Below are 25,472 nucleotides of genomic sequence, written 5' to 3' on the forward strand. Positions count from 1 at the left end.
CCTGCCAGCCTAATCGAGCCGGCTGGCGGCGGGCGGCGTATTCGCCCAGCGCTGACCGAAGGCCGTGATGAGCACCCGGCGGGGTTCGTCGTCGTCGTTGTCGGTCCCGGGGGATTCATGGGGGACGGTCTCGGACCCCACCGGCCGCTCCAGACGGATCTCCAGGCGGCTGGCGGCCAGGTGCTCCACCCGCCCGGCGCCCCATTCCACCACGGTGACGCTGGTGTCCATCGTCGATTCCAGGTCGAGGTCGTCAATATCGGCGGCGGATTCCAGCCGGTAGGCATCTGCATGCACCAGGGCCGGTCCGTCGGAGAGCGGCGGGTGCACCCGGACCAGCACGAAGGTCGGCGAAATAATGCCGGGACGGACCCCCAACCCCCGCCCAAGCCCCTGGGTGAAGGTGGTCTTGCCTGCGCCCAGTCCGCCGGTCAGGATCACCAGGTCACCCGAGGCGAGGTCGCCGCCGAGATCGGCCGCGAAGCGCTGCAGTTCGGCCGCCGAGTGAACGGTAAGGGTCCTGGTCCACTGCTGGCCTTCCACTCCGTTACTGACCTGCACTGGCGTCCGCTCCGTTGAGATAGATGCGCTGGACGCGTGCGCTGATCCGGGTCACGATCTCGTAGTTGATGGAACTGCTGGCGTCGGCCCAGTCATCGGCCGACGGTTCACCGGCGTCCCCGCCGAACAGGACTGCCGGAAGCCCGAGGACGCTTTGCCCGGTTCCGGCGATCCCGGTGGCCTGCAGATCGATCACCAGTTGGTCCATGGCGATCTTGCCCACCACCGGATAGGTGCGACCGCCCACCAGGACCGGGGCGCCGGTCGCCACCCGGGGGACGCCGTCGGCGTAGCCCACCGGGATCAGCGCGAGGGTGGTCGGCCGGGTGGTGCGGTAGGTGAGCCCGTAGGAGACCCCCTGTCCGGCGGGAACCTCCTTGCAGCTGGCCACCGACGTCACGAACCGCATGGCGGGGCGCAAGCCGAGCCCGGCGGAGCTCTGACCGTGGAACGGCGACAGTCCGTAGATGCCGAGACCCACCCGCACCAGGTCGAAGTGGGTGTCGGGGCGGGACAGGGCGCCGGGCGTGTTGGCGAGATGTCGAAGTTCCACGTCGATGCCGGCGTTCTCAGCGGCGGCGACGGCCTCGCGGAACCGGCGGACCTGCTCATCGGTTTCGTGACGGTCCAGTTCGTCGGCGACGGCCAGGTGGGAGAAGACTCCGACCACGCGCAGCAGGCCCTCTTCCTGGTACTGCAGGGCAAGGCTGACGAGCGCCCCCCACTGCTCGGGCGGGCACCCGTTGCGGCCCAGACCGGTGTCGATCTTCAGGTGGACGCGGGCTGGCATCTCCTCGCGCCGGGCGGCTTCCGCCACGTGCCCCAACTCCCACCCGGAGACGCCGATATCGATGCCGTCCCGGATGGCTGCACCGAAGTCGGACTCGACGGTGTGCAGCCAGGCGAGGATGGGGGCCTCGATGCCCGCCTCCCGCAGCTGGAGCGCCTCGGTGATGTGGGCGACCCCCAGCCAGGTGGCGCCCGACTGGAGTGCCGCGCGGGCCACGGGGAGCGCCCCGTGCCCGTAACCGTCGGCTTTGACGACCGCCATCACCTTCGCGGGGCTGACGACGTCGGCGATGTGCCTGACGTTGTGGCGCACCGCGGACAAATCGATCTCCACCCGGCGTTCAACGGGCGGGGGAACAGTAGAGAAACTCACTGGTCCATTCTGTCATTCCCGCCGCACACGGGACGCAGCCGGGCCCGCGCGCTGATCCGGGAGCGCAGGTCAGGCGTCAGATTGGTGGGCGATGGTCGCCGAGGCTCGCCGGACGGCCCCCGGCGGGACCCCTGCGATCATTTCCTCAAGGAACTCGTAGCGCCGAAGCCACTGTTTCCGCACCTTCTCCCGGGAGGCGCTCATGCGGTGCCACCAGTCGGCGATATCGCCCCACCCGGGCGCGGCCAGGGATCCCCCGACCTCCTGGACGGAGAGCGCGGCGCACAGGTTCGCGAACCGGAGCCGGTCCGCCAGCGAGAACCCGGCGAGGTCCCCCATCACGAAGGCCGCGCCGAAGCAGTCACCCGCACCGGTCGGGTCGTACGCCTTCACCGGCAGGGCGGGCACCCACTCCTCCTCCCCCGTGATCGAGTCGATGGCGATCGCGCCCTGCTGCCCCACGGTGACCACTGCCACCGGCACCCGGTCGGCGAGCGCGTACAGCGCCGCCCACGGGTCGTCGGTGCGGGTGTAGGCCATCGCCTCAAGGTCGTTGGGCATGAACGCGTGAAAGTACTGCAGGGTGTCCAGGGCACTGCCCGCCCACTGGCCGGTCGGATCCCAACCCACATCACCGAAGAGTCGGGTCCCGCTGGACTGGGCCGCCAGGGCCCAGGGGGCCAGCTCCGGTTCAACGCTCACGACGGCGGCACGGCAGCGAGGGGGCGGGTCACCGATCAGGTCGGTGGCGGACATTGGCGACGGATGGCCGTGGGTCACCATCGAGCGGTCACGCTGGACGGACAAGGACACGGTGACCGGTGAGTGCCAGTTCTCGAACGTCCTCGACCGGGACAGGTCAACATGCTCCTGGTCGCGGAGGATGCCCTTGTTGTAGTCGCCGTAGCCGTCGTCACCGAACGCGGCCGACAGGGTGGTGCGTAACCCGAGCCGGCTCGCAGCGATCGCCTGGTTTGCGACGCCGCCTGGGCAGGATCCCATCCCGTCCGCCCATACCTCGGTGCCGGGGGACGGCAGGTGTTCGAGGCCCGTGAAGACAATGTCGAGGAACACCGACCCGCTCAGGAGCAGGTCAAATTCCGGGTCGGCCGCGGTGCGGCTGTCGGCCAGTGGATCGAAACGATGCGCGGTGCCCATGTACGGCACAATACTCTTAGGCTCACCGCACCCGGCAACCGGAGCGGACCCGGCCTGACCGAAGGGAACACCGACAGCGTGGAGGGTGAATGAAACTGGTCATTGTGGGTGGCGGCGGGTTCAGGGTGCCCCTGGTGTACCGGGCTTTGTCCGCGGGGCGGTTCGCCGGGCTCATCGACCAGGTGGTGCTGCACGATTCGGAGCCCACCCGGTTGGACGCAATCGTCCGGGTTTTGCACACCATGCCGTTGCCTGCCGGCTCCACCCGCCCCCACCTCGCGACCGAGACCCGGCTCGACGTGGCGCTGGCCGGGGCGGACATCGTGTTCGCCGCCATCCGCAGCGGTGGTGCTGCGGGACGCGTGATCGACGAGCGGGTGGCGCTGGCTGAGGGGCTGCTGGGCCAGGAGACGGTCGGGGCGGGCGGGATTTCCTATGCGCTGCGGTCAGTGCCACAGATGCTCACTGTTGCCCAGTCCATGCGGCGGGTCTGCCCGGACGCGTGGCTGATCAACTTCACCAACCCGGCGGGCATGGTGACCCGGGCCGTGCAGGGGGTGCTTGGCGACACAGTGATCGGGATCTGCGATTCGGCCTCCGGGCTGGTGTCGCGGGTCGCCCACGCCGCGGGGGTGCCACTGACGGAGGGGTCGCTCGCCGGGGTGGACTATGTGGGGCTGAACCACCTGGGCTGGCTGAGGGGACTGACACTTGACGGCACCGACCGACTGCCAGCCCTGCTGGCCGACCCGCAGCGTCTCGCGTCCTTCGAGGAGGGCCGGGTCTTCGGCCCGGACCTGCCTGGGCTCCTGGGTGCCATCCCGAACGAGTATCTGTTCTACTACTACTTCCACCGCGAGGCCGTACGCTCGCTCGCCGGCTCGGCGGAAACGCGGGGCGCGTTCCTGCACCGCCAGCAGGAGGGGCTCTACACCGAGCTGTTGTCCGCTCCTGAGCCCTACGCGGTGTGGGAGGGTGCGCGCCTCGCGCGGGAGGAGGGTTATCTGGCGGAAGCCCGCCCGGACACAGCCGTGCGGGACGAAGCCGACCTCGCCGGAGGAGGCTACGAACGGATTGCCCTCGCGGCGATGCGGGCCCTGCTCACCGGACACCCCGCCGAGCTGATCGTGAATGTTCGCAATAACGGTGCGCTGTCCACGCTACCGGCGGACGCCGTCGTCGAGGTCCCGGCACGCCTGGACCGGACGGGTGCGACGCCGCTGCCTTCCAAACCCCTGGCCCCGCATCAGCTGGGCCTGATGGCACAGGTGCTGGCCGTCGAGGAAGCGGTGGTGGAAGCGGCGGTGCACGCGGACCGCGACGCGGCGCTGCGGGCCTTCCTGCTGCATCCACTGATCGATTCGGCACACGCTGCCACCCGGCTGTTGAAGGGGTACGAGCGGGAATTCCCCGCACTGGCCGCCTTCTGGAAGTAGGCGGCCACCGGCGTGGAGTACCCCGGGGAGGTCAGAGGTCGCGGAACATGATGTGCAGGCCGACGAACCCCGCCACCGGGTGCCTGAACGCCCCGGGCACCGTGGTGAGGATCCTGAAGCCGAGGGACTCCCACAGGCGAACCGCCCGGGTGTTGGTCGCCACGACCGCGTTGAACTGCATGGCGCGGTACCCCTGCACCCGGGCCTGCGCGAGGACATGTGCAGCAAGTGCCCGGCCGACCCCCAGGCCGCCGGCGTCGCCGGCCACCAGGAAACTGGCGTTGGCCACGTGTGCCCCGCCTCCGCCCCGGTTCGCGTGCAGCTGCGCGGTCCCGACGACGGCGCGGTGTCCGTCGGCTCCTCGGGTGGACTGGTCAGTCACGGTGGAGGCCCCGGTGAACACTTCGGCCACGTAGACCCGCATCGTCGGGTCGGCGGGAGCCAGCCATTCGATCCGGGCCTGGGCTTCCGACAGGCCGGTGTCCCAGCAGTAGGTTTCCCCCGCCCGCGCCACCGGTTCCATGATGGCCCAGAGATCGGGCCAGTCCGCCTCGGTGGCAGGGCGGAGGTGCAGCGCACCCGGGGTGGACATCAGCGGCGCTGCTTAGGCGTCGAGGGCCTTGGCCCACAGGTTGATGTCCGATTCGACAGCGAACTCGTCGATGCTGGTGAGCTCGTCGTGGCTGAACTCGAGGTTCTTCACGGCGGCGAGGCTGTTCTCCAGCTGCTTCACGCTGGACGCGCCGATCAGCGCCGAGGTGATGGCACTGCCCTTCGACTGCTCCCGCAGAATCCAGGCGATCGCCAGCTGGGCGAGCGACTGGCCGCGGCCCTTCGCAATTTCGTTCAGGCCGCGAACCCGGCGCAGGTTGTCCTCTGACAGGTGGTCTTCCGACAGCGACTTGTTGGACGCCGCACGGGAGCCCTCAGGGATGCCGTCGAGGTAGCGGTCGGTCAGGAGCCCCTGGGCCAGCGGCGAGAAGGCGATCGAGCCGACGCCTTCCTGCTCCAGCACCTCGGGGAGGTTGGGGGTACCGTTCTCCACCCAGCGGTTCAGCATTGAGTAGGAGGGCTGGTGGATCAGGAGCGGGGTGCCGAGGTCCCGCAGGATCGCTGCCGCCTCAGCCGTCTTCTCGGGTGAGTAGGAGGAGATGCCCGCGTACAGGGCACGCCCGGAGCGTACGGCGGTGTCGAGGGCGCCCATGGTCTCCTCGAGCGGCGTGTTTGGATCGGGACGGTGGCTGTAGAAGATGTCCACGTAGTCCAGGCCCATCCGGTTCAGGGACTGGTCGAGACTCGCGAGCAGGTACTTGCGTGAACCCCATTCGCCGTACGGGCCGGGCCACATGTCGTAGCCGGCCTTGCTGGAGATGACCAGTTCGTCGCGGAACGGCGCGAAGTCGTCCTTGAGGTGCCGACCGAAGTTGGTTTCGGCGCTTCCCGCGGGTGGCCCGTAGTTGTTGGCCAGGTCAAAGTGGGTCACCCCCAGGTCGAAGGCGCGTCGCAGGATGGCACGCTGGTCAGCGAACGGCTTGTCATCCCCGAAGTTGTGCCACAGGCCCAAAGACACCGCGGGCAGCTGCAGGCCGCTGCGTCCCACTCTGCGGTAGGGCATGGAATCGTACCGGTCATCGGCGGGGTGATACGTCATGAATGGCTCCTGGGTCTGGGGAAATGGGGGCGGGGGCGCGAACTGGAGGAATCAGCTGAGGATCGCTGACCCGCGGGCGGGCAGGGACAGCCGTCCGGCGTCGAGCCTCTCGCCCGGGACGGTGGACAGCAGCACCTGCGCCGCGTCGACGGGGAGGGTGCGTTCCTCATCGGCAAGATTGACGACGACGACGGTCCCTCCGCGGCGCAGGGCCAACCACTTCTCTGCCTCGCTGAATTCGACCGACACGGCGGTGAAATCCGGGTTCATCAGGTCGGGGGTGTCCCGGCGCAGCCGGATCAGTCGGCGGTACAGGTCCAGCAGGCGGGTGTGGTCGCCCGTCTGAACCTCCGCCCAGTCAAGCTTCGCCGAGGCGAAAGTAGCCTCGTCCTGGGGGTTGGGCACCGTGTCGGCGTCCCAGCCCATCCGTTCAAACTCGCGGAGGCGGCCTTCGGCGGTGGCCTTGCCCAGTTCCGGTTCGGGGTGGGAGGTGAAGAACGGCCAGGGGGTGGATGCACCGTACTCCTCGCCCATGAACAGCATCGGGGTGTAGGGACCGGCCAGGTTCAGGACGGCCGCCTGCGCCAGCTGGGCGTAACCCACCGTGGCGCCCATCCGGTCGCCGGCAGCACGGTTGCCGATCTGGTCATGGTTCTGGGTGCAGACCACCAGCTGGTGGGTGGACACCTGGGCCGGATCGATGGGTCGCCCGTGAACGCGTTCCCTGAACGACGAGTAGGTTCCGTTGTGGAAGAACCCGTGTTCGAGCACTTTGGCCAGCGCGGCGACGGAGCCGAAGTCCTCGTAGTAGCCATCGGTTTCACCGGTGACGTTGACGTGGACCGCGTGGTGGAAGTCGTCGCTCCACTGGCCAGCGAGCCCGTAGCCACCGGCGGTCCGCGCCGTGATCAGCCGCGGATTGTTGAGGTCGGATTCGGCGATCAGGAACAGGGGCTTGCCCAGCTCCTCGGCGCACGCGTCCGTTTCGGCCGCGAATTCTTCGAGAATGTGGACGGCCCGCTCGTCGTGCAGTGCGTGCACCGCGTCCAGGCGCAGGCCGTCGATGTGGAAGTCCCTGAAGAACATCGCGATGTTGTCGAGCACATACCGGCGGACCTCGTCCGAGAAGGGTCCGTCGAGGTTGAGGGAGTCCCCCCAGGTGTTGGCCTTGCCCTCCGTGAGGTAGGGCGCGAACTGGCCCAGATAGTTGCCGCTGGGTCCCAGATGGTTGTGCACCACATCCTGGATAACGCCGAGGCCGCGCTGGTGGGTCGCGTCGACGAACCGCTGGTATCCGGCGGGTCCCCCGTAGGTTTCCTGCACGGCGTGCCAGAGGACGCCGTCGTAACCCCAGTTGTGGGTGCCGTTGAAGGCGTTGACCGGGAGTAGCTCAACATACTGCACACCCAGATCCGCCAGGTAGTCCAGCTTCCCGATGGCCGCGTCGAAGGTGCCCTCGGGAGTGAAGGTCCCGATGTGCAGTTCATAGATGGCCCCGCCGGCCAGACCGGGTGAGACCCAGGAGCTGTCCTGCCAGGTGTGCGCGCCGGGATCGAACGTCCGGGAGAGCCCGTGCACGCCGTCGGGCTGGCGACGCGAGCGGGGATCCGGGATTGGCGACTCGGCACCGTCCACCAGATAGCCGTAGTCGATGTCCCCGGTACCCGTGGGTGCGGTGTCGGCGGTCCACCAGCCGTCGTCGCCCCTGGTCATCGTGGTGGTGGTGCCCGCCGCCGTCAGCGACAGGGTGGTGGCCTTGGGTGCCCAGACGTCGAATGGTTTCCTCATGATGCGTCCTCCCGGATCAGCAGTGCTACGGGGTAGGTTTCGAAGATGGTTCCGGCGGGCACGGCGCCCCCGGAAAAGGTTGCCCCGGTGATGGCGCAGCTGTACTGGCCCTCCGGCAGGACGACGGCGGTGTCCTGCCAGCCGCCGCGTCGCTGAAGCCCCAGCGGGAGCCGGGTGAGAAGGGCGACGGCTCCCCCGCGGTCGAAGCCGAAGACGTGATCGGCCGCCGCACCGGTTGCCGGGACGGCCGCGTAGCCGTCGAAGAGTTCCGGCCGGTCGCGGCGGAGTTTCAGTGCGCGGGAGACGACGAGCAGCTTGGCCACCGCGCCGTCGTCGACGGCGGGCAGCGCACCGAAGGCGAGGTCCACCAGGGACTGCTTCCGCGCCTCGAAGTCCACCGGGCGGCGGTTGTCCGGGTCAACCAGCGAGTCTTCCCAGAATTCGGAGCCCTGGTACACGTCCGGGACACCGGGCATGGTCAGCTGCAAAAGCTTGGCACCGAGCGAGTTGGACCAGCCGTAGCCCTTGATCTTTTCCACCAGGTCGGTGGCCAGCGCGTTGACCGCCGGGGTGTCGTAGGCGGCGTCCACTGCAGCGTGCATCCGCTCCTCGAAGGCCTCGTTGGGTGCCGTCCAGTGGGTGCTGGAGTCCGCTTCGCGGGACGCCTTTTCCACGTAGGCGTGCGCCCGCTCGCGGCTCAACGGCCAGGCACCAATCATGGCCTGCCACAGCAGCGACGAGAAGGCCGGGTCACCGAGGGGCGCAGCGTCGTCGAGCTGGCCGAGCACGATGGCCCAGTCGTCAGCCATTTCGGACAGGACGCTGATCCGGGCCCGGGTGTCCTCGCTGCGTTTGGTGTCATGGGTGCTGAGCGCCGTCATCGAGAGTGGGTTGTCGCGCTGGCGGCGCAGGAGGCGGTTGTGCATTTCCACCCGGTCGATGGCGAAGATCGACGGGTCGGCGCCCACCTCGTTGAGGGAGGTCAGCCGGTTGTACCGGTAGAACGCCGTGTCTTCGACGCCCTTGGCCATCACCATGCCCGAGGTCTGCTGGAACCGGGTAGCCAGCTCGGTCATGGGGGTGTCAGGGCCGGCAGCGTCAGGATCAGCCAGGTAGGGGTTGAGCAGGGGGTGCAGTGCCTTCAGGGTGTCGGCGAGGTCCGGCCGGTGCACCTGGGCGGCGACGACGCCGTCGTCGAGGTAGTCGGCCCCGCCGGGAAGGTAGCTCCGGTAGACCGGGAAACACGCGAGCAGTTCGGCGATGGCATCGGCGGCCCGCTCGGGGTCAAGGCCAGCGTCGGCAGGTACCAACCGGGTGAGGCGGAGCACCTCGGACCGGAGGATGCCATCGGCGATGCCGCGTTTCGTGCCGTGGATCATCGAGTGGAAGTCCTCGGCCGGTGCCACCTGTTCCAGGGTGGCCTGTCCTGCCGGGTCCACGAACAGGCGGTCGATGTCGGCCAGTGCGTCGTAGCCGGTGGTTCCTTCGCTGGCCCAGTCGGCGGGGAGGGTCTCCCCCGGCTCGAGGATCTTTTCCACGAGCACGTAGGCCCCGCCGGTGAGCTCGCGCAGCCGGTCAAGGTAGCCGGCGGGGTCGGCGAGCCCGTCCGGGTGGTCAATCCGGAGACCGTCCACAAGGGATTCCTCGAACCAGGTCCGGATTTCGCTGTGGGATTCGTCGAACACCCGTGGCACTTCAACACGCAGGCCAGCCAGGGTGTTGACGCCGAAGAAGCGGCGGTAGTTCAGTTCGCTGTCCGCCCGGCGCCAGTTCACCAGCTCATAGTGCTGGCGGGCGTGCACCGCCTGGGCGGTGTCACCGGTTTCGTAGCTGCCGTCGGCGATGGGGAACCTGTGGTCGTAGTAGCGCAGCTCCCCGCCGTCGAGCTCCAGGGCGGCAAGCTCGTCCTCGCCGTCGCCGAGCACCGGCAGTCGGATCTTCCCGCCCGCGGCTTCCCAGTCGACGTCGAACGCCTCGGCGTAGGGCGAATCCTGACCGCCCTTGAGCAGTGAAGACCACCAGGGGTTCTGGGCGGGGGTCTGCACTCCCAGGTGATTGGGCACAATATCCACCAGGACGCCGAGGCCTGCGGCATGCGCGGCGTCCGAGAGCGCCACGAACGCGTCACGTCCACCACGCTCAGGGTCGACTGCGGTGGGGTTGGTGACGTCGTAGCCGTGACCGGATCCCTGTTCAGCGGTCAGCACTGGCGACAGGTACACCCAGTCCACGCCAAGATCCCGCAGGTAGGGAACCACCGCAGCGGCATCCCTGAGATCGAATTCGGATCGGATCTGCAACCGGTAGGTCGACTTCGGGGTCCTCATGCATGTACTCCTGAACTGGGATGCTGCGGTTGTGCGGGGTGAGCCGGCTGACCCCGGCGGGGCCGGGGTCAGCCGGATGGAACCTTGGGCCAGCAGTGGTTAGGCGCCGCCGGGCTGGTGCGAGTTCGCCAGAGCGGCCAATGATGCCGCGACCGAGTGATCGAGATCCTCGGTTTCAGTGTGGGCGCGCAGTACCACCATTGATTTGGCTTCCAGCGTGATCGTGGCTTCCGCCGGAATGGCATCCGAGTCGGCGAACTTGCCGGCGGTGTCGATCACCTCGTCCCAGGCCGGAGCGTACTCCCGCGGTGGAAGGGTGAAGTCGACCGGCTCGTCGCTGGCGTTGAACAACAGCAGGAAGTTCTGGTCGGTGATCCGCTGCCCACGGGCGTCGCGGCCGGAGATGCCCTGCCCGTTCAGGAACACGGCGATGGAGCGGCCGAACCCGGTGTCCCAGTCCTCCGGCGCCATGACGGTGCCGTCGGTGCCCAGCCACACGATGTCCGGCAGGGCTTCGCCCTCGCCGCGTCGGACCGGCCGTCCGTCGAAGAACCGGCGACGCCGGAACGTGGGGTGCTCGGAGCGCAGCCGGTTCACTGCGGCGGTGAACTCCAGCAGCGGCTGGTCCACCTGGTCCCAGTGAATCCAGCTCAGTTCGGAGTCCTGGGCGTAGGTGTTGTTGTTGCCCTGCTGGGTGCGGCCCACCTCGTCGCCGTGCAGCAGCATCGGGACGCCCTGCGAGAGCAGCAGCGTCGCGATGAAGTTCCGCTGCTGGCGGACCCTGAGGGTATTCACCTCGGGGTTCTCGGAGGGACCTTCCTCGCCGCAGTTCCAGGACCGGTTGTGGGATTCGCCGTCGTTGTTGTCTTCACCGTTGGCATCGTTGTGCTTCTCGTTGTAGGACACGAGGTCGCGGATGGTGAAGCCATCGTGTGCGGTGACGAAGTTGATCGACGCGACCGGACGGCGGGCCGACTGCTCGTACAGGTCCGCTGAGCCGGTCAGGCGAGACGCAAACTCGCCCAGGGTCGACGCTTCTCCACGCCAGAAGTCGCGCACCGTGTCGCGGTACTTGCCGTTCCACTCGGTCCACTGTGGCGGGAAGTTGCCCACCTGGTAGCCGCCAGGACCCACGTCCCACGGCTCCGCGATGAGCTTGACCTGGGAGACTATGGGGTCCTGCTGGACCAGTTCGAAGAAGGCCGACAGGCGGTCGACGTCGTAGAACTCGCGGGCCAGCGTGGACGCCAGGTCAAAGCGGAAGCCGTCAACGTGCATTTCAGTGACCCAGTAGCGCAGCGAGTCCATCAGCAGCTGCAGGGAGTGCGGGTTGCCGACGTTGAGGGAGTTACCGGTACCGGTGTAGTCCATGTAGTACTTCTTGTCGTCTTCGACGAGCCGGTAGTAGGCCGAGTTGTCGATGCCACGCATCGACAGGGTGGGGCCCATGTGGTTGCCCTCGGCGGTGTGGTTGTAGACCACGTCGAGGATCACTTCGATGCCGGCGAGGTGGAGTTCACGCACCATCGCCTTGAATTCCTGAACCTGCTCGCCGGTGTCACCGGCGGAGCCGTAGGTGTTGTGCGGTGCGAAGAACCCGATGGTGTTGTAGCCCCAGTAGTTGGTGAGGCCCTGTTCCTGCAGAGTGCTGTCGTTGACGAACTGGTGCACGGGCATCAGTTCGATGGCGGTGATGCCAAGCTTCTGCAGGTGCGAGATGACCGCGGGGTGGGCGACACCGGCGTAGGTGCCGCGCTGGTCCTCAGGGACCTCGGGGTGCAGCTGGGTGAGACCCTTCACATGGGCTTCGTAGATGACTGACTGGTGGTACGGGATGCGTGGTTTGCGGTCGCCGTCCCAGTCGAAGAACGGGTTCACGACGACGCCGAGCATCATGTGGGGTGCCGAATCATCGTTGTTGATCGAGTTTTCGTCACCGAAGTTGTAACCGAAGAGGGCTGGATCCCAGTCGATCTGCCCGTGCACTGCCTTGGCGTAGGGATCCAGGAGCAGCTTGTTCGGGTTGCAGCGGTGGCCCTCCTCCGGTGCGTTGGGGCCGTGCACGCGGTAGCCGTACTTCTGGCCGGGCACGATCTGCGGCAGGTACCCGTGCCAGACGTAACCATCGACTTCGTGGAGTTCAATGCGGGTCTCGACGCCGTCGTCGTCGAGCAGACAGAGCTCTACCTTGTCAGCGATCTCGCTGTACAGCGCAAAGTTGGTGCCGGTGCCATCATAGGTGGCGCCCAAGGGGTACGCTTCGCCGGGCCAGAGTTCCATGTATTCTCCTGAAAAGTGGGTAAATCGTGGGTCGAAAAGTAAACGGTCCAGCTACCTTCATAGCGCAACCAGGTGACTATTTGGTGAATTGTGTCCTATCGGGCGGTCCCGTCAGCAGGTCCGCGAGGACCGCACCGACATGCTTCGGCAGGCCCGAGACGACCACGGGCCCGAAGGCGGCCGCCCTCGTCCCGGCGAGGCCATGCAGCAGGGCTGCCGCCGCCGCGACGGCGGCCCAGGTGTCGGCCTCGGGCACCCCGAGGCGGCCAGCGGCCGCACCGTCGTCGTCCTCGGCAAGTGTCGCCGCGAGGGCTCCAAGGATGCCGGCCAGGGTGTCACCTGATCCGGCAGTGGCGAGCCACGGCGTTGCGGCGGCCTGGCTGAAGAGCGCGCCCGACGGCGAGGCGACCACCGTGACGGCACCCTTGAGCAGCACCGTCGCACCGGTGAGCTCCGCGGCCTTGCGGGCGTAGTCGGCCGGAGCCGACTCAATGTCCTGCCGGGTTACCCGGACCTTGCGGCTGGCCAGGACCGTCTGCAGCTCGCCGGCATGGGGGGTCAGGATGACATGAGGTCCCAGCCTGCGCGGCAGCAGGGGCAGCGCTCCGGCGTCGACCACCGTGGGCAGACCCGAGGACATGGCGTCGCGGGCCCGCCGTCGCTGGTCCGCGTCGTCTTCGGCGCCGGGTCCGACCAGCCAGGCCTGGACTCGGGATGACCTGACGGATTCCTGGGAGCAGACGGCTGCCGGGTGGCTCTGGTTGATCAGACCGGCGACGGGCTCCGGCCCCAGGTACCGCACCATGCCCAGGCCGGTAGCCAGGGCAGCGCCAGTGGCCAGCACCGCTGCCCCCGGGTACTTCACGGAGCCGGCGGCGATCCCGAGTACTCCACGGGTGTACTTGTGATCGCTGGCGCGCGGCTGTCGGTAGAGTGCCGCGAGGTCGGCCGGCTCCAGCCGGCGGATAGCCGGTTCGGGGAGCGTCGCGCCGAGCCCGATGTCGATGACCGTGACCCGTCCTGCTGCGCGGGCACCCGCACCGGTGAGGAGCCCGGCCTTCAGCGCGCCGAACGTCACCGTCAGATCGGCGGGGAGCACCGGTTCGTGGACCATCCCGGTGGTGGCATCCAGCCCGCTGGGCAGATCGCAGGCGATGACCGTTCCCGTTGCGGCAGTGGCGAGCTCGCGGACGAGACTCGCTGCCGGTTCGCGCAATCCGCCGGATCCGCCGATACCCAGGATGCCGTCAATGATCAGGTCCGCAGCTGCGCACAGTTGCCCGAGCCGATGGAGGGTTTCCTCGGAAAGCCGCTCGACGCGGCCGCCCGCGCGTTCAAACGCCGCCAGCGCGGCGGGGTGGGTGGTCCCGGTGGTGAGCACAGCGGTGGTGCGTACTCCCCTGCCGGCCAAGCGGGCCGCCGCGAAGAGGGCGTCACCGGCGTTGTTGCCGCTGCCCGCGAGGACAACAGCGTTGCGCCCGTAGCAGCCTCCCCGGGAGGCAAGGAGCTCGGTGGTCGCGGCGGTGTAGAGGCCATAGGCCGCGTGTTGCATCAGGGCGTCGCTGTGCCCGGCCGTGAGGAGGGGGGCTTCAGCCGAACGGATCGCACTGCCCGAATAGGCGCTAAGCATACTTAGGAGTCTATCCCGCCAGAAAGCGATGCCGTTGCACCTTCGCTGGCTACGCCCTCTCCCACCACCATGGCGGTGGCTACCCCGCCGTCATGGCTGAGGGACAAATGCCAGCGGCGCACGCCCTTGAGATCCGCCGCAGCGGCGACCGTCCCCTTGACCTCGATCGACGGGCTACCGGCAGTGTCGACACCGATCCAGCAGTCCTGCCAGTTCATCCCCGCGGGTGCTCCCAGCACCTTGGCTACCGCCTCCTTGGCAGCAAACCGAGCAGCCAGGGAGCGCAGGTTGAGCACCCGCTCGGCGGGCACGAACAACCTGTCCCGCAGTCCGGGGGTGCGCTCCAGCTGGCGGCCGAACCGCTCGATGTCGACGACGTCGACGCCGATACCCACGATCACCGGCGACTACTCAACGGTGACTGACTTGGCCAGGTTGCGGGGCTGATCGACGTCGTACCCCTTCGCAGAGGCCAGCTCGCAGGCGAAAATCTGGAGCGGGACGGTCGTCAGCAGCGGCGCAAGCAGGGTGGGGGTCTGCGGCACATAGAAGACGTGCTCGGCGTACGCCTCGACCGAGGTGTCCCCCTCCTCGGCGATGACGATGGTGATGGCACCGCGGGCGCGAATCTCCTGGATGTTGGAGACCACCTTGGCGTGCAGCGAATCCCTGCCGTGCGGTGACGGGACAACGACAACGACGGGCTGGCCGTCCTCGATCAGCGCGATCGGGCCGTGCTTGAGCTCTCCCGCCGCGAATCCTTCGGCGTGGATGTAGGCCAGTTCCTTCAGCTTCAGCGCACCCTCCATCGCGACAGGGAAACCGACGTGCCGGCCCAGGAAGAGCACCGACTTGGCGTCGGACATGTCGCGGGCGAGCTTCTTGACCTTGTCAGCGTTGTCCAGGATGTTCTGGATCTTCGCCGGCATTTCGGCCAGGTCGGCGAGGACCGCAGCGATTTCGTCGCCGAACTTGTTGCCGCGCAGCTGGGCGAGGTACAGGCCCAGCAGGTAGGCGGCGGTGATCTGCGCCAGGAACGCCTTCGTCGAGGCGACGGCGATTTCGGGGCCGGCGTGGGTGTAGAGGACGGCGTCGGATTCGCGCGGGATGGTGGAGCCGTTGGTGTTACAGATCGCGACCACCTTGGCGCCCTGCTCGCGGGCGTACCGCACCGCCATCAGGGTATCCATGGTTTCCCCGGACTGGGAGATGGCGACCACCAGGGTCTTCTCGTTGACGATCGGATCCCGGTACCGGAACTCGTGGGACAGCTCCACCTCGGTGGGGATCCTGCACCAGTGCTCGATGGCGTACTTGGCCACCTGCCCCGCGTAGGCCGACGTGCCACAGGCGAGAACCACAATCTTGTCGACCGAGCGCAGGATCGACTCGTCGATGCGCAGCTCGTCGAGCACCAGGCGGCCCTGGGCGTCGGAACGCCCGAGCAGGGTCTGGCCGACGGCGTCGGGCTGGTCATTGATTTCCTTCTCCATGAAGGACGGGTAACCGCCCTTCTCGGCTGCCGCCGCATCCCAGTCGACGTGGAATTCCTTGCCGACGGCGGGAGCCCCGAAGAAGTCGGTGATGATGACCTCGTCGGGGGTGATGGTGACAACCTGGTCCTGCCCGAGTTCGACGGCGCGCCGGGTGAAGTCGATGAAGCCTGACACGTCGGAGCCGAGGAAGTTCTCTCCGTCACCGAGACCGACGACGAGCGGCGAATTGCGCCGGGCGGCGACGACGACGCCCGGGGAATCCTCGTGCACGGCGAGCAGGGTGAAAGCACCCTCCAGGCGCTGGCTGGCCTGACGCATGGCATTGCTCAGTGGGTCGGTGTCACCGGCGAGCGCGAGCTCCCGGTAAATGCTGCCCAGCAGGGTAGCCGCCACTTCGGTGTCGGTCTCCGAGAGGAACGTTTCGCCCTGCTCCAGCAGAGTTGCCTTCAGTTCAGCAAAGTTCTCGATGATGCCGTTGTGGATGACGGCCAGTCGCCCGTTGTCGGCGAGGTGCGGGTGGGCATTGAGGTCGTTCGGTGCCCCGTGGGTGGCCCAGCGGGTATGCCCAATCCCGGTCATCGACGCTGGCAGGGGGCTGGCCTCCAGCTCGCCGATCAGGTTGCTGAGCTTGCCTGCCTTCTTCCGTGATGCGATACCGGAAGGAGTCAGTACAGCTACCCCAGCCGAGTCATACCCCCGGTATTCGAGACGCCGCAGCCCCTCCATGACAACGTCCAGCGCGCCATGGGTCGCTGCTGTTCCGTCGGATGACACTGATGACCGGCCTACGTAGCCTACGATTCCACACATGGGTTTAAGAGTACCGTCAGCGGCGAGGTAACAGCTGCAGCCGGGCCCGCGCGGGGCACCCGGGTAAGGAGGAAGTTCGCTTATGGCCGCACCAACAGGCACAATTCCTATGGTGAACGAATCAAATGCCGGGGTGGCCGCAACCAATGGTGCGGAGAGCAACTTCACACCGTTTGTCGAACTCGACCGGCAGACCTGGGCCCGGCTTTCCAACGAAATCACCTCGCCTCTGGGCCTGGAAGACATCCTGCGGCTGAAGGGGTTGGGCGATGAGCTCAACCTCGACGAGGTACGTGAGGTCTATCTTCCCCTCTCCCGGCTCCTCTACCTGTACGTCGCCGCCGCAGGGGAACTGCATGCCGCGACCACCACCTTCCTGGGCGAGCAACGCACCCGCACCCCCTTTGTCATCGGCGTGGCCGGCTCGGTCGCCGTCGGCAAATCAACCACCGCCCGCGTGCTCCGGGAGCTGCTCAGCCGCTGGCCGGACACCCCCAATGTGGAGCTGGTGACCACCGACGGGTTCCTGTACCCCAATGCCGAGCTGCAACGACGCGGTTTGATGCAGCGGAAGGGTTTCCCCGAGTCCTACGACCGGCGGCGCCTGCTCAGGTTCGTCAGCGAGGTCAAGAGCGGCGCCGAGGAGGTGCGGGCACCGTGGTACTCCCACCTTTCGTACGACATTGTCCCGGACCGGGAGGTGGTGGTCCGGCGGCCGGATGTCCTGATCGTCGAGGGCCTGAACGTGCTCGCCCCCGCCCGCACCCGGGCGGATGGCCGGTCCGGCCTGGCGCTCAGCGACTTTTTCGACTTTTCCATCTATGTGGACGCCAAGACCTCCTACATTGAGCAGTGGTATGTGCAGCGGTTCCAGTCCCTGAGGACCGGCGCGTTCGCCAATCCGCAGTCGTACTTCCACCGGTACGCGTCGCTGACCGACGATGAGGCGAAGGAAACCGCCCTCGGGATCTGGAAGCGGATCAATGAGCCCAACCTGATGGACAACGTGCTCCCCACCCGCGGGCGGGCGCAACTGGTCCTCACCAAGGAAGCCGACCACTCGGTGCGGCGAATGCTGCTGCGGAAGACGTGAGCCAGTCCCGGCGGCCCGTGCGAGGGCTCCTGGCAGCCGCCATCGTCCTTGCCGCCGTCCTGTCCGGCTGCGGGGCAACCGACCCGGACCCTGCAACGTCGGAGATCCCCAGCCTTACCGTCGGGGAGATCCCCGCGCCCGCCCAACGGGCGCCGTCGTCTGCGGGCCCTGCCCCCTCCGCTCCCGCGACCAACTCCGTCCCGTCTGTCGTGGCGGACGCGTTCGCCGACCCCGCCGCCGTGACCGTCGTCGTCAACAAGCGCCGTCCCCTTGACCCGATCGACTACGTACCCGACGATCTGGTCCTGCCCGCGGTGGCCCTCGCCGTCGACCAGGCAAATGCCACGTTGCGCCCCGACGCCGCGCAGGCGGTGGAGGAGATGTACGCAGCGGCAGCCGCCGACGACGTCGGACTCACCCTCGTGAGCGGTTACCGCTCCTATCCGGTGCAGGTGGATACCTATAACTACTGGGTGAGCCTTAATGGCAGTGCCGAGAACGCCGACAACTACTCGGCCCGCCCCGGTTTCTCGGAACACCAGACCGGGCTGGCCTTCGACATCGGGCAGGACGACGGCGCCTGTACCCTCCGATCATGTTTTGCGGAGACTGCCGCAGCAGCCTGGGCAGCGGAGAACGCCCACAGGTTCGGCTTCATCCTGCGGTACCCGGAGGGTCGCCAGGACACCACCGGGTTCCTCGCCGAGTCATGGCACTACCGGTTCGTTGGAGCGGAGACCTCTACCTCCATGTGGGATGACGGGGTCCAGACCCTCGAGGAGTACTTCGGGCTGCCCGATGCGCCCGACTACGGCTAGCGAAGATATCCTTGGCGGATGCTCAACGGATTCAAGACATTCATCATGAAGGGAAACGTCGTCGACCTGGCCGTCGCCGTCGTTCTCGGCTCTGCCTTCGGCGCTGTGGTCACCGCACTCGTCGATTCGGTTCTCATGCCGCTGATCTCGGCATTGGTGGGATCCCCGAACTTCGATGATTTCGCGAAGGTCACCATCGATGGGAACGACATCATGTTCGGGGTACTCCTGACCGCAATCGTCAACTTCCTGCTCGTAGCGGCAGCAATCTACCTCGTCGTCGTGCTGCCCATGAACAAGATGATCGCGCGCCGCAATCGGACCCTTGGCATCGTGCAGGAGGAGCCTGCCGTGGACCCGCAGATCGCCCTGCTGACGGAGATCCGGGACAGTCTGGCGACCCGCCCCTAAGGGGCAGATATTCCAGGCTGGCCGCTGTCTGCTGCGGACCCTGGGGCCCGAACCTACGCTGAGGCCAGAGCCAGCCGGAGCGAGACCGTCTCGGCGAGGCGGTCGGCGGTCAGCTGGGCGGTTGCCATGTCGGCTGCCTCCACCATGACCCGCACCACGGGCTCGGTGCCGGATGGTCGCAGGAGCACCCGACCGGTCTCCCCCAGCACGTCCTGCGCTTCGAGGACTGCCTGCTGGACATGCTCGTTGGTGGTCACGGCGCCCTTGTCGACGCCCTTCACGTTAATCAGCACCTGGGGAAGCTTGTTCATGATCTGGGACAGCTCCTTGAGCGTCCGTCCGGTCCGCGCGACCTGGGCCGCCAGTTGCAGACCGGTCAGGACGCCATCACCGGTAGTGGCGTACTCGGCAAAAATGACGTGACCCGACTGCTCGCCGCCCAGGCTGTAACCGCCGTCGCGCATTCCCTCAAGCACATACCTGTCGCCAACACCAGTTTCCCTGAGGCTGATGCCAGCCTCGCGGAGAGCGAGCTTCAGACCGAGGTTGCTCATCACCGTGGCGACCAGGGTGTTGTCCTTGAGTGTGCCGGCAGCGTTCATCGCCACGGCCATGATCGCCATGATCTGGTCGCCATCAACGATGTTTCCTTCGTGGTCAACGGCGAGGCACCGGTCGGCGTCGCCGTCGTGGGCGATACCCAGATCCGCGCCGTGCTCAAGCACCGCCGCCTGCAGGGGGCCGAGGTGGGTGGACCCGCACCCGTCATTGATGTTGATCCCGTCGGGGTCGGCGCCAATCACCACGATCTCGGCGCCCGCATCAGCGAAGACCTGCGGCGAGCAACCGCTGGCGGCTCCGTTGGCACAGTCGAGCACCACTTTGACTCCCTCCAGCCGGTTGGGGAGGGTCTGCAGCAGATGGACCACATAGCGGTCCTCGGCATCGGCGAAGCGCTGGATCCGGCCGACATCGCCCCCGGTGGGCCGAAGGGCCGGGCGGGTCAGCTCCAGCTCGATGGCGTCCTCGATGGTGTCATCGAGCTTCTTGCCTCCGCGGGCAAGGAACTTGATGCCGTTGTCGGGCGCCGCATTGTGGGAAGCGGAGATCATGACACCGAAATCGGCGTCCAGGTCTGCCACGAGGAACGCTGCGGCAGGCGTGGGGAGGATTCCGGCGTCGAAAACGTCAACGCCTGCCCCGGCCAGGCCGGCCTCCACTGCTGCGGCAATGAAGTCGCCGCTGATGCGGGGGTCACGGGCGATGACGGCGGTGGGCCGTCTGCCATCGGTAAAGCGGTGCCCCAGCACCACTGCCGCCGCCTGTGCCAGCTGCATTGCCAGCTCGGGCGTGATCAGTTCATTTGCCAGTCCGCGGACCCCATCGGTCCCAAATAATCTACTCATCGATGTACATCCTAGTTCAGGGGGAAACGATCCCGATCTTAAACAACCAACGCCCGTCCGGAACCCGGACGGGCGTTGGGAAGCACACTGGACCAGTCACGCTTGAGCAAGCGGGCCGATCCACGCGGTGCTCTAGCGCTTGGAGTACTGAGGTGCCTTGCGAGCCTTCTTCAGACCAGCCTTCTTACGCTCGATCACTCGTGCGTCACGGGTCAGGAAGCCGGCCTTCTTGAGGATGGCACGGTTGTTCTCGCGGTCAATCTCGTTCAGGGCACGGGCGACGCCGAGGCGAAGCGCACCGGCCTGGCCGGATGGGCCACCACCGTGGATACGGGCGATGACGTCGTAGGAGCCGAGGAGTTCAAGGATCTTGAACGGATCGTTGACTTCCTGCTGGTGCAGCTTGTTCGGGAAGTAGTCGGCCAGTTCGCGGCCATTGACAACCCACTTGCCGGTACCGGGGACGAGCCGGACCCGTGCAACTGCTTCCTTGCGACGGCCGACGGCTCCGCCGCCGACGGTCAGGGCGGGACGTTCCTTGGCAGTTGCCTCGGTGGTCTCGCCGGTTTCTGAGGTGTAGCTCGTAAGCTCCTCAGTTGGTTCATTCAGCTCTTCAGTGTTCTGAGCCACGGTTCTCCTTGAATTAATTTCTTAGTGTGTGGTGGCCAGGACTACTGGGCGACCTGGGTAATTTCGAAGGTCTTGGGCTGCTGGGCAGCGTGAGGGTGCTCGGCACCGCGGTAGACCTTCAGTTTCCCGATCTGCTGGGCAGCCAGGGAAGTCTTGGGAAGCATGCCTCGGATGGCCTTCTCCACAGCGCGGACCGGATTCTGTTCCAGCAGCTCTGCGTAGTTGACCGACGAGAGGCCACCCGGGAAACCGGAGTGGCGGTATGCACGCTTCTGCTCGAGCTTGGCGCCGGTGAGGGCTACCTTCTCGGCGTTGATGATGATGACGAAATCGCCCATATCCATATGGGGTGCAAAGGTCGGCTTGTGCTTTCCGCGCAGCAGTGTTGCGGTCTGGCTGGCAAGTCGGCCTAGGACAACGTCGGTGGCGTCAATGACGTGCCACTGGCGGTTGATGTCGCCTGGCTTCGGGGTGTACGTACGCACGGTTTTTGCCTTCGTTTCTTGTTCGGTGACGCCTCCACGAGAGGAAAGTGAATTCCCACGCGAAAGCTCAGCTTATGCATGCGCTACCGGAACTTCAGGTGAGGGCTGAAAGCCAGTGATCCCGGGTATCTCGGCCATTCCCGCGGGCCAGGTGACTCTGCAACCGAGTCGCCACGCGGGCATGGACGTATCGAGGAGGGATACGCACAACGACTACCAAGATTAGCGTGAAGCTGTGCCTCAGGTCAAAGCGGGGTCAACCGGCAGAAAATTGGACGACGCCGGCCGTACCTGGGCTTGGACCTGCTCCAGACACTCGGGGTGTGGATGACCGGCGACTTTTCCGGCATCCTGAGGGGCCGCTACGAGCTGCTCTGGGTTGCGTTCGCCATGACGGTCATCGCCTACCTGGCAGCCAACAGATTCACCGTTGCCGGGCTCGGCCAGCAGTTCACGGCGAACGCGGGGCTTAACTATGGACGCCTCCTCGCGTTCGGGCTGGTGATCGTTTCGGTTGTGAGCGCCGTGGTGGTGGTGACGGCCGGCGTCGTCCCGTTCCTGGGCCTCGTCGTCCCCAATGTGGTGAGTCTCATGGTGGGCGACAACGTCCGGAAGTCCATGCCCTGGGTGGCTGTGCTGGGAGCTGGATTCGTGCTTCTCTGCGACATGATCGGACGCCTGGTGCGCTTTCCCTACGAAATCCCGCTGGGTGTCGTGGTCGGTGTAGTGGGCGCCGCGATCTTCCTGTACCTCCTGCTCAGGAGCCCCAGCCGTGTCCACTAATCTGTCGACATCCTCATTAGTGACTGCCCGACGACGGCGATTCACCCGCCCTGCGATGGTCCTCGTGGTCCTCTGCGCGGTGGCACTCGGCAGCATCATCTGCTTCCTCACCGTCGGCATTACCGGGAGCTGGGACTTCGCTGTGCCGTTCCGGGCCCGCAAGGTAGCAGCGATGGTCCTGGTTGCCATTGCCGTGGGAGTATCGACGGTGCCTTTCCAGACCATCACCAACAACCGGATCCTGACGCCGTCCATCATGGGATTCGATGCCCTTTATGTGCTGATTCAGACGGTAATCGTTTTCGGCTTTGGAGCACTGACCCTGTCGACGTTCGACGACCGCCTGAAATGGCTTCTCGAGGTGGGTGCAATGGTGCTCTTCTCCACCCTCCTCTTCAGCTGGCTCTTCTTCGGTGCACGGCGCAGCCTGCACCTGATGATCCTGGTGGGCATTATCCTCGGCGTCCTCTTTCGCAGCATCTCCGGTTTCCTCCAGCGCATGCTGGACCCCGCCGCCTTCGCCGTCCTGCAGGACTCGTTCTTCGCCAGCTTCAACGCCGTCAACGAAGACCTCATTGTCATCTCGGCTATTGCCGTACTTGTTTGCGTGCTGGTCGGCGCACGGTTGATGTCCGTGTTCGACGTCCTGGGCCTAGGCGAGCACCACTCGGTGGGACTGGGGGTCAATTACCGCCGAACAGTTCTCGGCATTCTGGTGCTCATTGCGGTGCTGGTGTCGGTATCGACCGCCCTGGTAGGTCCAATCACCTTCTTCGGCCTGATCGTCGCCAACCTGGCCTATGGCCTCACCGGAACCAGCCGCCACCTGGTGGTGCTTCCTGCGACTGTCCTGCTGGGAATTATCGCTCTCGTCGGTGGACAGTTCGTTCTTGAGCAGGTCTTCGGGTCCAACACCGCCTTGAGCATCATCATCGAATTTGTCGGTGGCATCCTGTTTGTCGTTCTTCTGATCAGAAAGGGACCCCGATGATCACTCTGCGAGGGGTAACAAAAACGTACGGGTCGGTCCCTGTGGTCGACAGTGTCGATCTGGATCTCGGCCGAATCGGGGTGACCTCGATCATCGGACCCAATGGGGCTGGCAAGTCCACGGTGCTCTCAATCATCGGCCGGCTGCTCACCATGGATGCGGGCGCTGTCGAGATTGACGGGCTGAACACCAGGACGACGTCGGGCCGGATCCTGGCGAAGAAGGTTGCCCTGCTGCATCAGGACAACTTCCTCACGGCCCGGCTGACGGTCGGCGAATTGGTAGCTTTCGGACGCTACCCCCACTCCCGGGGCCGGCTGACAGTGGATGACAAGTCGCGGATAGCCAATGCCTTGGCGTACCTCGACCTGACGGAGCTCCAGACCCGTTTTCTTGATGAGCTTTCGGGTGGGCAAAGACAGCGGGCATTCATCGCGATGGTGCTGGCGCAGGACACTGACTATGTCCTCCTCGATGAGCCGCTGAACAACCTCGATCTTCGGCATGCCGTCGAGATTATGCGGCTCCTCCGCCGCGCCGCCGATGAGATGGGAAAACGCGTGGTCCTCGTCATGCACGACATCAACTTCGCCTCGGTCTATTCGGACGAGATTGTGGCGATGAGCAACGGCCGGATCGTCCGGCAGGGACCGGTCGACGACATCATGCAGCCCGAGGTGCTGTCCTCCATCTATGAGACTCCGATTGATGTGCAAAGCATCAACGGGAACCGGATCAGCTTCCATTACACCTGAGAATCGGGCATCAGAAGACGACGCCGAGGTCACTGAGAGACCAGATTGTCCAAGGGTTAACGCAGCAAAGTCATGCCTCCCGCAGTGTTTGCGAAGGATACGAAGAGCATCCATAATCCACGGATTGCTAATGCTACTTTCAATTCAGCGGCGGAATTGATCCTCCGCTTCCGTTCACTCACATTTTCCAGGAGCATCCCATGGTCTCTCTCTTTGCCACCCTCCACGTCCTCGGCCTCAAGGCCACCGAACGCCTTCGCCGCGAAGAAACCGGCGCCACCGCAGTTGAGTACGGCCTGCTGGTCGGCCTGCTCGCGGTAGTGATCACAACGCTGATGCTTGTCTTCGGCCCTCAGCTTCAGACTCTCTTCACCAATATCATCCCCACTACGTAGATCTCTGTCGGCAAATACTCAGTTGTCCCGGCCCGCCGGGGAGGTCGGGAAACAGATCGAAGCAGCGGCGCAGAGCTCCGTTGCTTCGATCTGATTAGCACGAAAGTACGCACATGAAACGATTGCGGTCCGAGTCCGGAGCGGCTGCGGTCGAATTCGCGCTTGTGGTGCCAATATTGCTGCTGGTCTTGGTCGGAATTGTCGAATTTGGGCGGGTCTACAGCGCCCAGCTACAGGTGACGTCGGCTGCACGCGAGGCGGTCCGGGTGATGGCGATCCAGAAGGACTCCGGCGTGGCAGTAGCCGCCGCCATCCTTTCGGCACCAGGTCTCCAGCCCGCTTTGACGTCAAGTCAGGTCACTGTGAGTCCGTGTGAAAGCGCTACTGAAACGACGGTTACGGTGACCTACTCGGTCGATCTGCTGTCCGGACTATTCGCCGATGCAGTATCCGTCACTGGAAGGGGAGTGATGCGATGCGGCGGCTGATGAAGAACGAGGACGGCGCGGTGGCGGTCATGGCGTCGCTCCTGATGGTGCTGGTACTGGGAATGGCCGCGCTGGTCATCGATGTCGGAATTGTCTTCGCCGAACGCGCCCAGTTGCAGAACGGTGCAGACGCCGCGGCTCTCGCCATTGCCCAGGAGTGCGCATATAAGGACTTGTGCGATCCAGGAGTGTCAGCTGTGACCGCAGCAACTCTTGCCAGCGCCAACGCCAATGACGGCCGCGCGAGCGCAGTCGTCGACTTGTCAGTTTCCAACACGGTCACCGTCACCACCAATACCCTCACCATCGATGGCAAATCGGCGGTCCAGTTCTGGTTTGCGCCGGTGCTGGGCATCGAGTCGTCGGCTGTACAGGCCAAAGCACGGGCGTCTTGGGGCAGCCCCTCCAAAGCGACTGTCTTTCCTTTCACCGCACCGAAGTGTCTCTTCGATCAGACCCCCACTGACGAAGAGATCTGGATAACCGTCGACTCCAGTTGCACGGGTACGGACGGCAAGTCTCTACCGGGAGCTTTCGGCTGGCTCGATACGCTCGACAAGAAGAGCTGTAGCGCAACAGTCGATGTCGACGAGATCATTGCAGGGGATCCAGGAAAGAGTGGCCCCCAGAATTGCGATATCGATGGGAAAACCATCTTATTGCCTGTTTACGTGGCGAAGTCAGGCAACGGCAATAACGTTAACTACGTGATTGACGGTTTTGCTGCGTTCTACACCACAAAACACAGCTGGCCCGGTGAATCCATCAAGGAGACCGGCTGCAACAACTGCGCCGGAATCAAGGGCAAATTCATTACCCTGGTCTCCCTCGAAGACCTCGAGTCCTTCGGCGTCGAAGAGCTCGGCGGAGACGAGTTAAACGCCTTCTTTGTCACGCTAAGCCAGTAAAGGAATTTCC

24 protein-coding genes are annotated in these 25,472 nt (G+C 65.7%); 10 read left to right on the forward strand and 14 right to left on the reverse strand.

The window, feature by feature from the left end; genetic code table 11:
- Positions 1 to 9: 9 nt before the first annotated feature.
- The 3 genes from tsaE to IWX64_RS00340 all read right to left on the reverse strand — a co-directional run bounded on the left by tsaE (position 10) and on the right by IWX64_RS00340 (position 2,881).
- Entirely contained in the window at positions 10 to 543 is a 534-nt protein-coding gene (tsaE, locus tag IWX64_RS00330) for a tRNA (adenosine(37)-N6)-threonylcarbamoyltransferase complex ATPase subunit type 1 TsaE (protein WP_196865565.1), read from the reverse strand.
- 4 nt (positions 544 to 547) lie between these two features.
- On the reverse strand, positions 548 to 1,723 hold the full coding sequence (gene alr / locus IWX64_RS00335) for an alanine racemase (RefSeq protein ID WP_196865205.1): 1,176 nt from the start codon (positions 1,721 to 1,723) through the stop codon (positions 548 to 550).
- Positions 1,724 to 1,792: 69 nt separating this feature from the next.
- Positions 1,793 to 2,881, reverse strand: coding sequence for a carbohydrate kinase family protein (locus IWX64_RS00340; protein ID WP_196865206.1), 1,089 nt, complete (start codon positions 2,879 to 2,881; stop codon positions 1,793 to 1,795).
- A gap of 89 nt (positions 2,882 to 2,970) precedes the next feature.
- Between IWX64_RS00340 and IWX64_RS00345 the strand changes: the two genes are divergently transcribed.
- Entirely contained in the window at positions 2,971 to 4,317 is a 1,347-nt protein-coding gene (locus tag IWX64_RS00345) for a family 4 glycosyl hydrolase (RefSeq protein WP_196865207.1), read from the forward strand.
- A gap of 31 nt (positions 4,318 to 4,348) precedes the next feature.
- Here the strand turns inward: IWX64_RS00345 and IWX64_RS00350 are convergent, their stop codons facing one another.
- The 8 genes from IWX64_RS00350 to glmS form a co-directional block, all read right to left on the reverse strand.
- Complete coding sequence (locus IWX64_RS00350; protein WP_196865208.1) at positions 4,349 to 4,909, reverse strand: GNAT family N-acetyltransferase; 561 nt, start codon at positions 4,907 to 4,909, stop codon at positions 4,349 to 4,351.
- A 12-nt stretch (positions 4,910 to 4,921) separates the two neighbouring features.
- On the reverse strand, positions 4,922 to 5,968 hold the full coding sequence (mgrA, locus tag IWX64_RS00355; protein WP_196865209.1) for an L-glyceraldehyde 3-phosphate reductase: 1,047 nt from the start codon (positions 5,966 to 5,968) through the stop codon (positions 4,922 to 4,924).
- A 51-nt stretch (positions 5,969 to 6,019) separates the two neighbouring features.
- Positions 6,020 to 7,756: a malto-oligosyltrehalose trehalohydrolase gene (gene treZ, locus IWX64_RS00360; protein WP_196865210.1), complete on the reverse strand. Its 1,737-nt coding sequence runs from the start codon at positions 7,754 to 7,756 to the stop codon at positions 6,020 to 6,022.
- On the reverse strand, positions 7,753 to 10,083 hold the full coding sequence (gene treY / locus IWX64_RS00365; protein WP_196865211.1) for a malto-oligosyltrehalose synthase: 2,331 nt from the start codon (positions 10,081 to 10,083) through the stop codon (positions 7,753 to 7,755). Before treY ends, treZ begins: the two co-directional genes overlap by 4 nt.
- A 99-nt stretch (positions 10,084 to 10,182) precedes the next feature.
- Positions 10,183 to 12,363 carry a glycogen debranching protein GlgX gene (gene glgX, locus IWX64_RS00370; RefSeq protein WP_196865212.1) on the reverse strand — a complete coding sequence of 727 codons (2,181 nt, stop codon included), beginning with the start codon at positions 12,361 to 12,363 and terminating at the stop codon, positions 10,183 to 10,185.
- A 76-nt stretch (positions 12,364 to 12,439) separates the two neighbouring features.
- Entirely contained in the window at positions 12,440 to 13,993 is a 1,554-nt protein-coding gene (locus tag IWX64_RS00375) for an NAD(P)H-hydrate epimerase (protein ID WP_196865213.1), read from the reverse strand.
- 2 nt (positions 13,994 to 13,995) lie between these two features.
- Positions 13,996 to 14,394, reverse strand: coding sequence for a holo-ACP synthase (locus IWX64_RS00380; RefSeq protein WP_196865214.1), 399 nt, complete (start codon positions 14,392 to 14,394; stop codon positions 13,996 to 13,998).
- Between the two features lie 6 nt (positions 14,395 to 14,400).
- Positions 14,401 to 16,299, reverse strand: a complete 1,899-nt coding sequence (gene glmS, locus IWX64_RS00385; RefSeq protein WP_196865215.1) for a glutamine--fructose-6-phosphate transaminase (isomerizing) — start codon at positions 16,297 to 16,299, stop codon at positions 14,401 to 14,403.
- A 109-nt stretch (positions 16,300 to 16,408) separates the two neighbouring features.
- Between glmS and coaA the strand changes: the two genes are divergently transcribed.
- The 3 genes from coaA to mscL are packed head-to-tail and all read left to right on the forward strand — an operon-like array spanning position 16,409 to position 18,621.
- The gene (gene coaA, locus IWX64_RS00390) at positions 16,409 to 17,392 is read left to right on the forward strand and encodes a type I pantothenate kinase (RefSeq protein WP_196865216.1); all 984 of its coding nucleotides are present in this window, start codon (positions 16,409 to 16,411) and stop codon (positions 17,390 to 17,392) included.
- Positions 17,389 to 18,210, forward strand: a complete 822-nt coding sequence (locus tag IWX64_RS00395; protein WP_312883947.1) for a M15 family metallopeptidase — start codon at positions 17,389 to 17,391, stop codon at positions 18,208 to 18,210. The genes coaA and IWX64_RS00395 overlap by 4 nt, the downstream gene beginning before the upstream one ends.
- 18 nt (positions 18,211 to 18,228) lie before the next feature.
- Positions 18,229 to 18,621: a large conductance mechanosensitive channel protein MscL gene (gene mscL, locus IWX64_RS00400; RefSeq protein ID WP_196865217.1), complete on the forward strand. Its 393-nt coding sequence runs from the start codon at positions 18,229 to 18,231 to the stop codon at positions 18,619 to 18,621.
- Between the two features lie 53 nt (positions 18,622 to 18,674).
- On the opposite strand, the gene glmM is transcribed toward mscL, so the two are convergent.
- The 3 genes from glmM to rplM all read right to left on the reverse strand — a co-directional run bounded on the left by glmM (position 18,675) and on the right by rplM (position 21,142).
- Positions 18,675 to 20,027: a phosphoglucosamine mutase gene (gene glmM, locus IWX64_RS00405; protein WP_196865218.1), complete on the reverse strand. Its 1,353-nt coding sequence runs from the start codon at positions 20,025 to 20,027 to the stop codon at positions 18,675 to 18,677.
- A gap of 132 nt (positions 20,028 to 20,159) precedes the next feature.
- Positions 20,160 to 20,657: a 30S ribosomal protein S9 gene (gene rpsI, locus IWX64_RS00410; RefSeq protein WP_196865219.1), complete on the reverse strand. Its 498-nt coding sequence runs from the start codon at positions 20,655 to 20,657 to the stop codon at positions 20,160 to 20,162.
- 41 nt (positions 20,658 to 20,698) lie between these two features.
- Positions 20,699 to 21,142, reverse strand: a complete 444-nt coding sequence (rplM, locus tag IWX64_RS00415) for a 50S ribosomal protein L13 (protein ID WP_019481538.1) — start codon at positions 21,140 to 21,142, stop codon at positions 20,699 to 20,701.
- A gap of 297 nt (positions 21,143 to 21,439) precedes the next feature.
- Between rplM and IWX64_RS00420 the strand changes: the two genes are divergently transcribed.
- The 6 genes from IWX64_RS00420 to IWX64_RS00445 all read left to right on the forward strand — a co-directional run bounded on the left by IWX64_RS00420 (position 21,440) and on the right by IWX64_RS00445 (position 25,462).
- Positions 21,440 to 21,925 carry an iron chelate uptake ABC transporter family permease subunit gene (locus IWX64_RS00420; protein WP_334683031.1) on the forward strand — a complete coding sequence of 162 codons (486 nt, stop codon included), beginning with the start codon at positions 21,440 to 21,442 and terminating at the stop codon, positions 21,923 to 21,925.
- The gene (locus tag IWX64_RS00425; RefSeq protein ID WP_334683032.1) at positions 21,915 to 22,916 is read left to right on the forward strand and encodes an iron chelate uptake ABC transporter family permease subunit; all 1,002 of its coding nucleotides are present in this window, start codon (positions 21,915 to 21,917) and stop codon (positions 22,914 to 22,916) included. The genes IWX64_RS00420 and IWX64_RS00425 overlap by 11 nt, the downstream gene beginning before the upstream one ends.
- Positions 22,913 to 23,671 (forward strand): iron ABC transporter ATP-binding protein, encoded by a 759-nt coding sequence (locus IWX64_RS00430; protein ID WP_196865220.1) that lies wholly within the window; start codon positions 22,913 to 22,915, stop codon positions 23,669 to 23,671. Before IWX64_RS00425 ends, IWX64_RS00430 begins: the two co-directional genes overlap by 4 nt.
- A 200-nt stretch (positions 23,672 to 23,871) precedes the next feature.
- A complete protein-coding gene (locus IWX64_RS00435) occupies positions 23,872 to 24,066 on the forward strand; it encodes a Flp family type IVb pilin (protein ID WP_196865221.1) in 195 nt (64 codons plus the stop codon).
- A 113-nt stretch (positions 24,067 to 24,179) separates the two neighbouring features.
- The gene (locus IWX64_RS00440; protein ID WP_196865222.1) at positions 24,180 to 24,554 is read left to right on the forward strand and encodes a TadE/TadG family type IV pilus assembly protein; all 375 of its coding nucleotides are present in this window, start codon (positions 24,180 to 24,182) and stop codon (positions 24,552 to 24,554) included.
- The gene (locus tag IWX64_RS00445) at positions 24,554 to 25,462 is read left to right on the forward strand and encodes a pilus assembly protein TadG-related protein (RefSeq protein ID WP_196865223.1); all 909 of its coding nucleotides are present in this window, start codon (positions 24,554 to 24,556) and stop codon (positions 25,460 to 25,462) included. The genes IWX64_RS00440 and IWX64_RS00445 overlap by 1 nt, the downstream gene beginning before the upstream one ends.
- The last annotated feature ends 10 nt before the right edge of the window (positions 25,463 to 25,472 follow it).

Origin of the sequence: Arthrobacter sp. CAN_A212, from assembly GCF_015752345.1 — a bacterium.
Classification (GTDB): domain Bacteria; phylum Actinomycetota; class Actinomycetes; order Actinomycetales; family Micrococcaceae; genus Arthrobacter_D.

Coding starts and splice junctions, on each gene's coding strand:
- glmS (WP_196865215.1), bottom strand. CDS start 16,299: ATGTGTGGAATCGTAGGCTACGTAGGCCGGTCATCAGTGTCATCCGAC.
- treZ (WP_196865210.1), bottom strand. CDS start 7,756: ATGAGGAAACCATTCGACGTCTGGGCACCCAAGGCCACCACCCTGTCG.
- treY (WP_196865211.1), bottom strand. CDS start 10,083: ATGAGGACCCCGAAGTCGACCTACCGGTTGCAGATCCGATCCGAATTC.
- mgrA (WP_196865209.1), bottom strand. CDS start 5,968: ATGACGTATCACCCCGCCGATGACCGGTACGATTCCATGCCCTACCGC.
- IWX64_RS00435 (WP_196865221.1), top strand. CDS start 23,872: ATGGTCTCTCTCTTTGCCACCCTCCACGTCCTCGGCCTCAAGGCCACC.
- glgX (WP_196865212.1), bottom strand. CDS start 12,363: ATGGAACTCTGGCCCGGCGAAGCGTACCCCTTGGGCGCCACCTATGAT.
- mscL (WP_196865217.1), top strand. CDS start 18,229: ATGCTCAACGGATTCAAGACATTCATCATGAAGGGAAACGTCGTCGAC.
- IWX64_RS00345 (WP_196865207.1), top strand. CDS start 2,971: ATGAAACTGGTCATTGTGGGTGGCGGCGGGTTCAGGGTGCCCCTGGTG.
- IWX64_RS00430 (WP_196865220.1), top strand. CDS start 22,913: ATGATCACTCTGCGAGGGGTAACAAAAACGTACGGGTCGGTCCCTGTG.
- glmM (WP_196865218.1), bottom strand. CDS start 20,027: ATGAGTAGATTATTTGGGACCGATGGGGTCCGCGGACTGGCAAATGAA.
- IWX64_RS00375 (WP_196865213.1), bottom strand. CDS start 13,993: ATGCTTAGCGCCTATTCGGGCAGTGCGATCCGTTCGGCTGAAGCCCCC.
- coaA (WP_196865216.1), top strand. CDS start 16,409: ATGGTGAACGAATCAAATGCCGGGGTGGCCGCAACCAATGGTGCGGAG.
- IWX64_RS00445 (WP_196865223.1), top strand. CDS start 24,554: ATGAAGAACGAGGACGGCGCGGTGGCGGTCATGGCGTCGCTCCTGATG.
- IWX64_RS00440 (WP_196865222.1), top strand. CDS start 24,180: ATGAAACGATTGCGGTCCGAGTCCGGAGCGGCTGCGGTCGAATTCGCG.
- IWX64_RS00340 (WP_196865206.1), bottom strand. CDS start 2,881: ATGGGCACCGCGCATCGTTTCGATCCACTGGCCGACAGCCGCACCGCG.
- IWX64_RS00350 (WP_196865208.1), bottom strand. CDS start 4,909: ATGTCCACCCCGGGTGCGCTGCACCTCCGCCCTGCCACCGAGGCGGAC.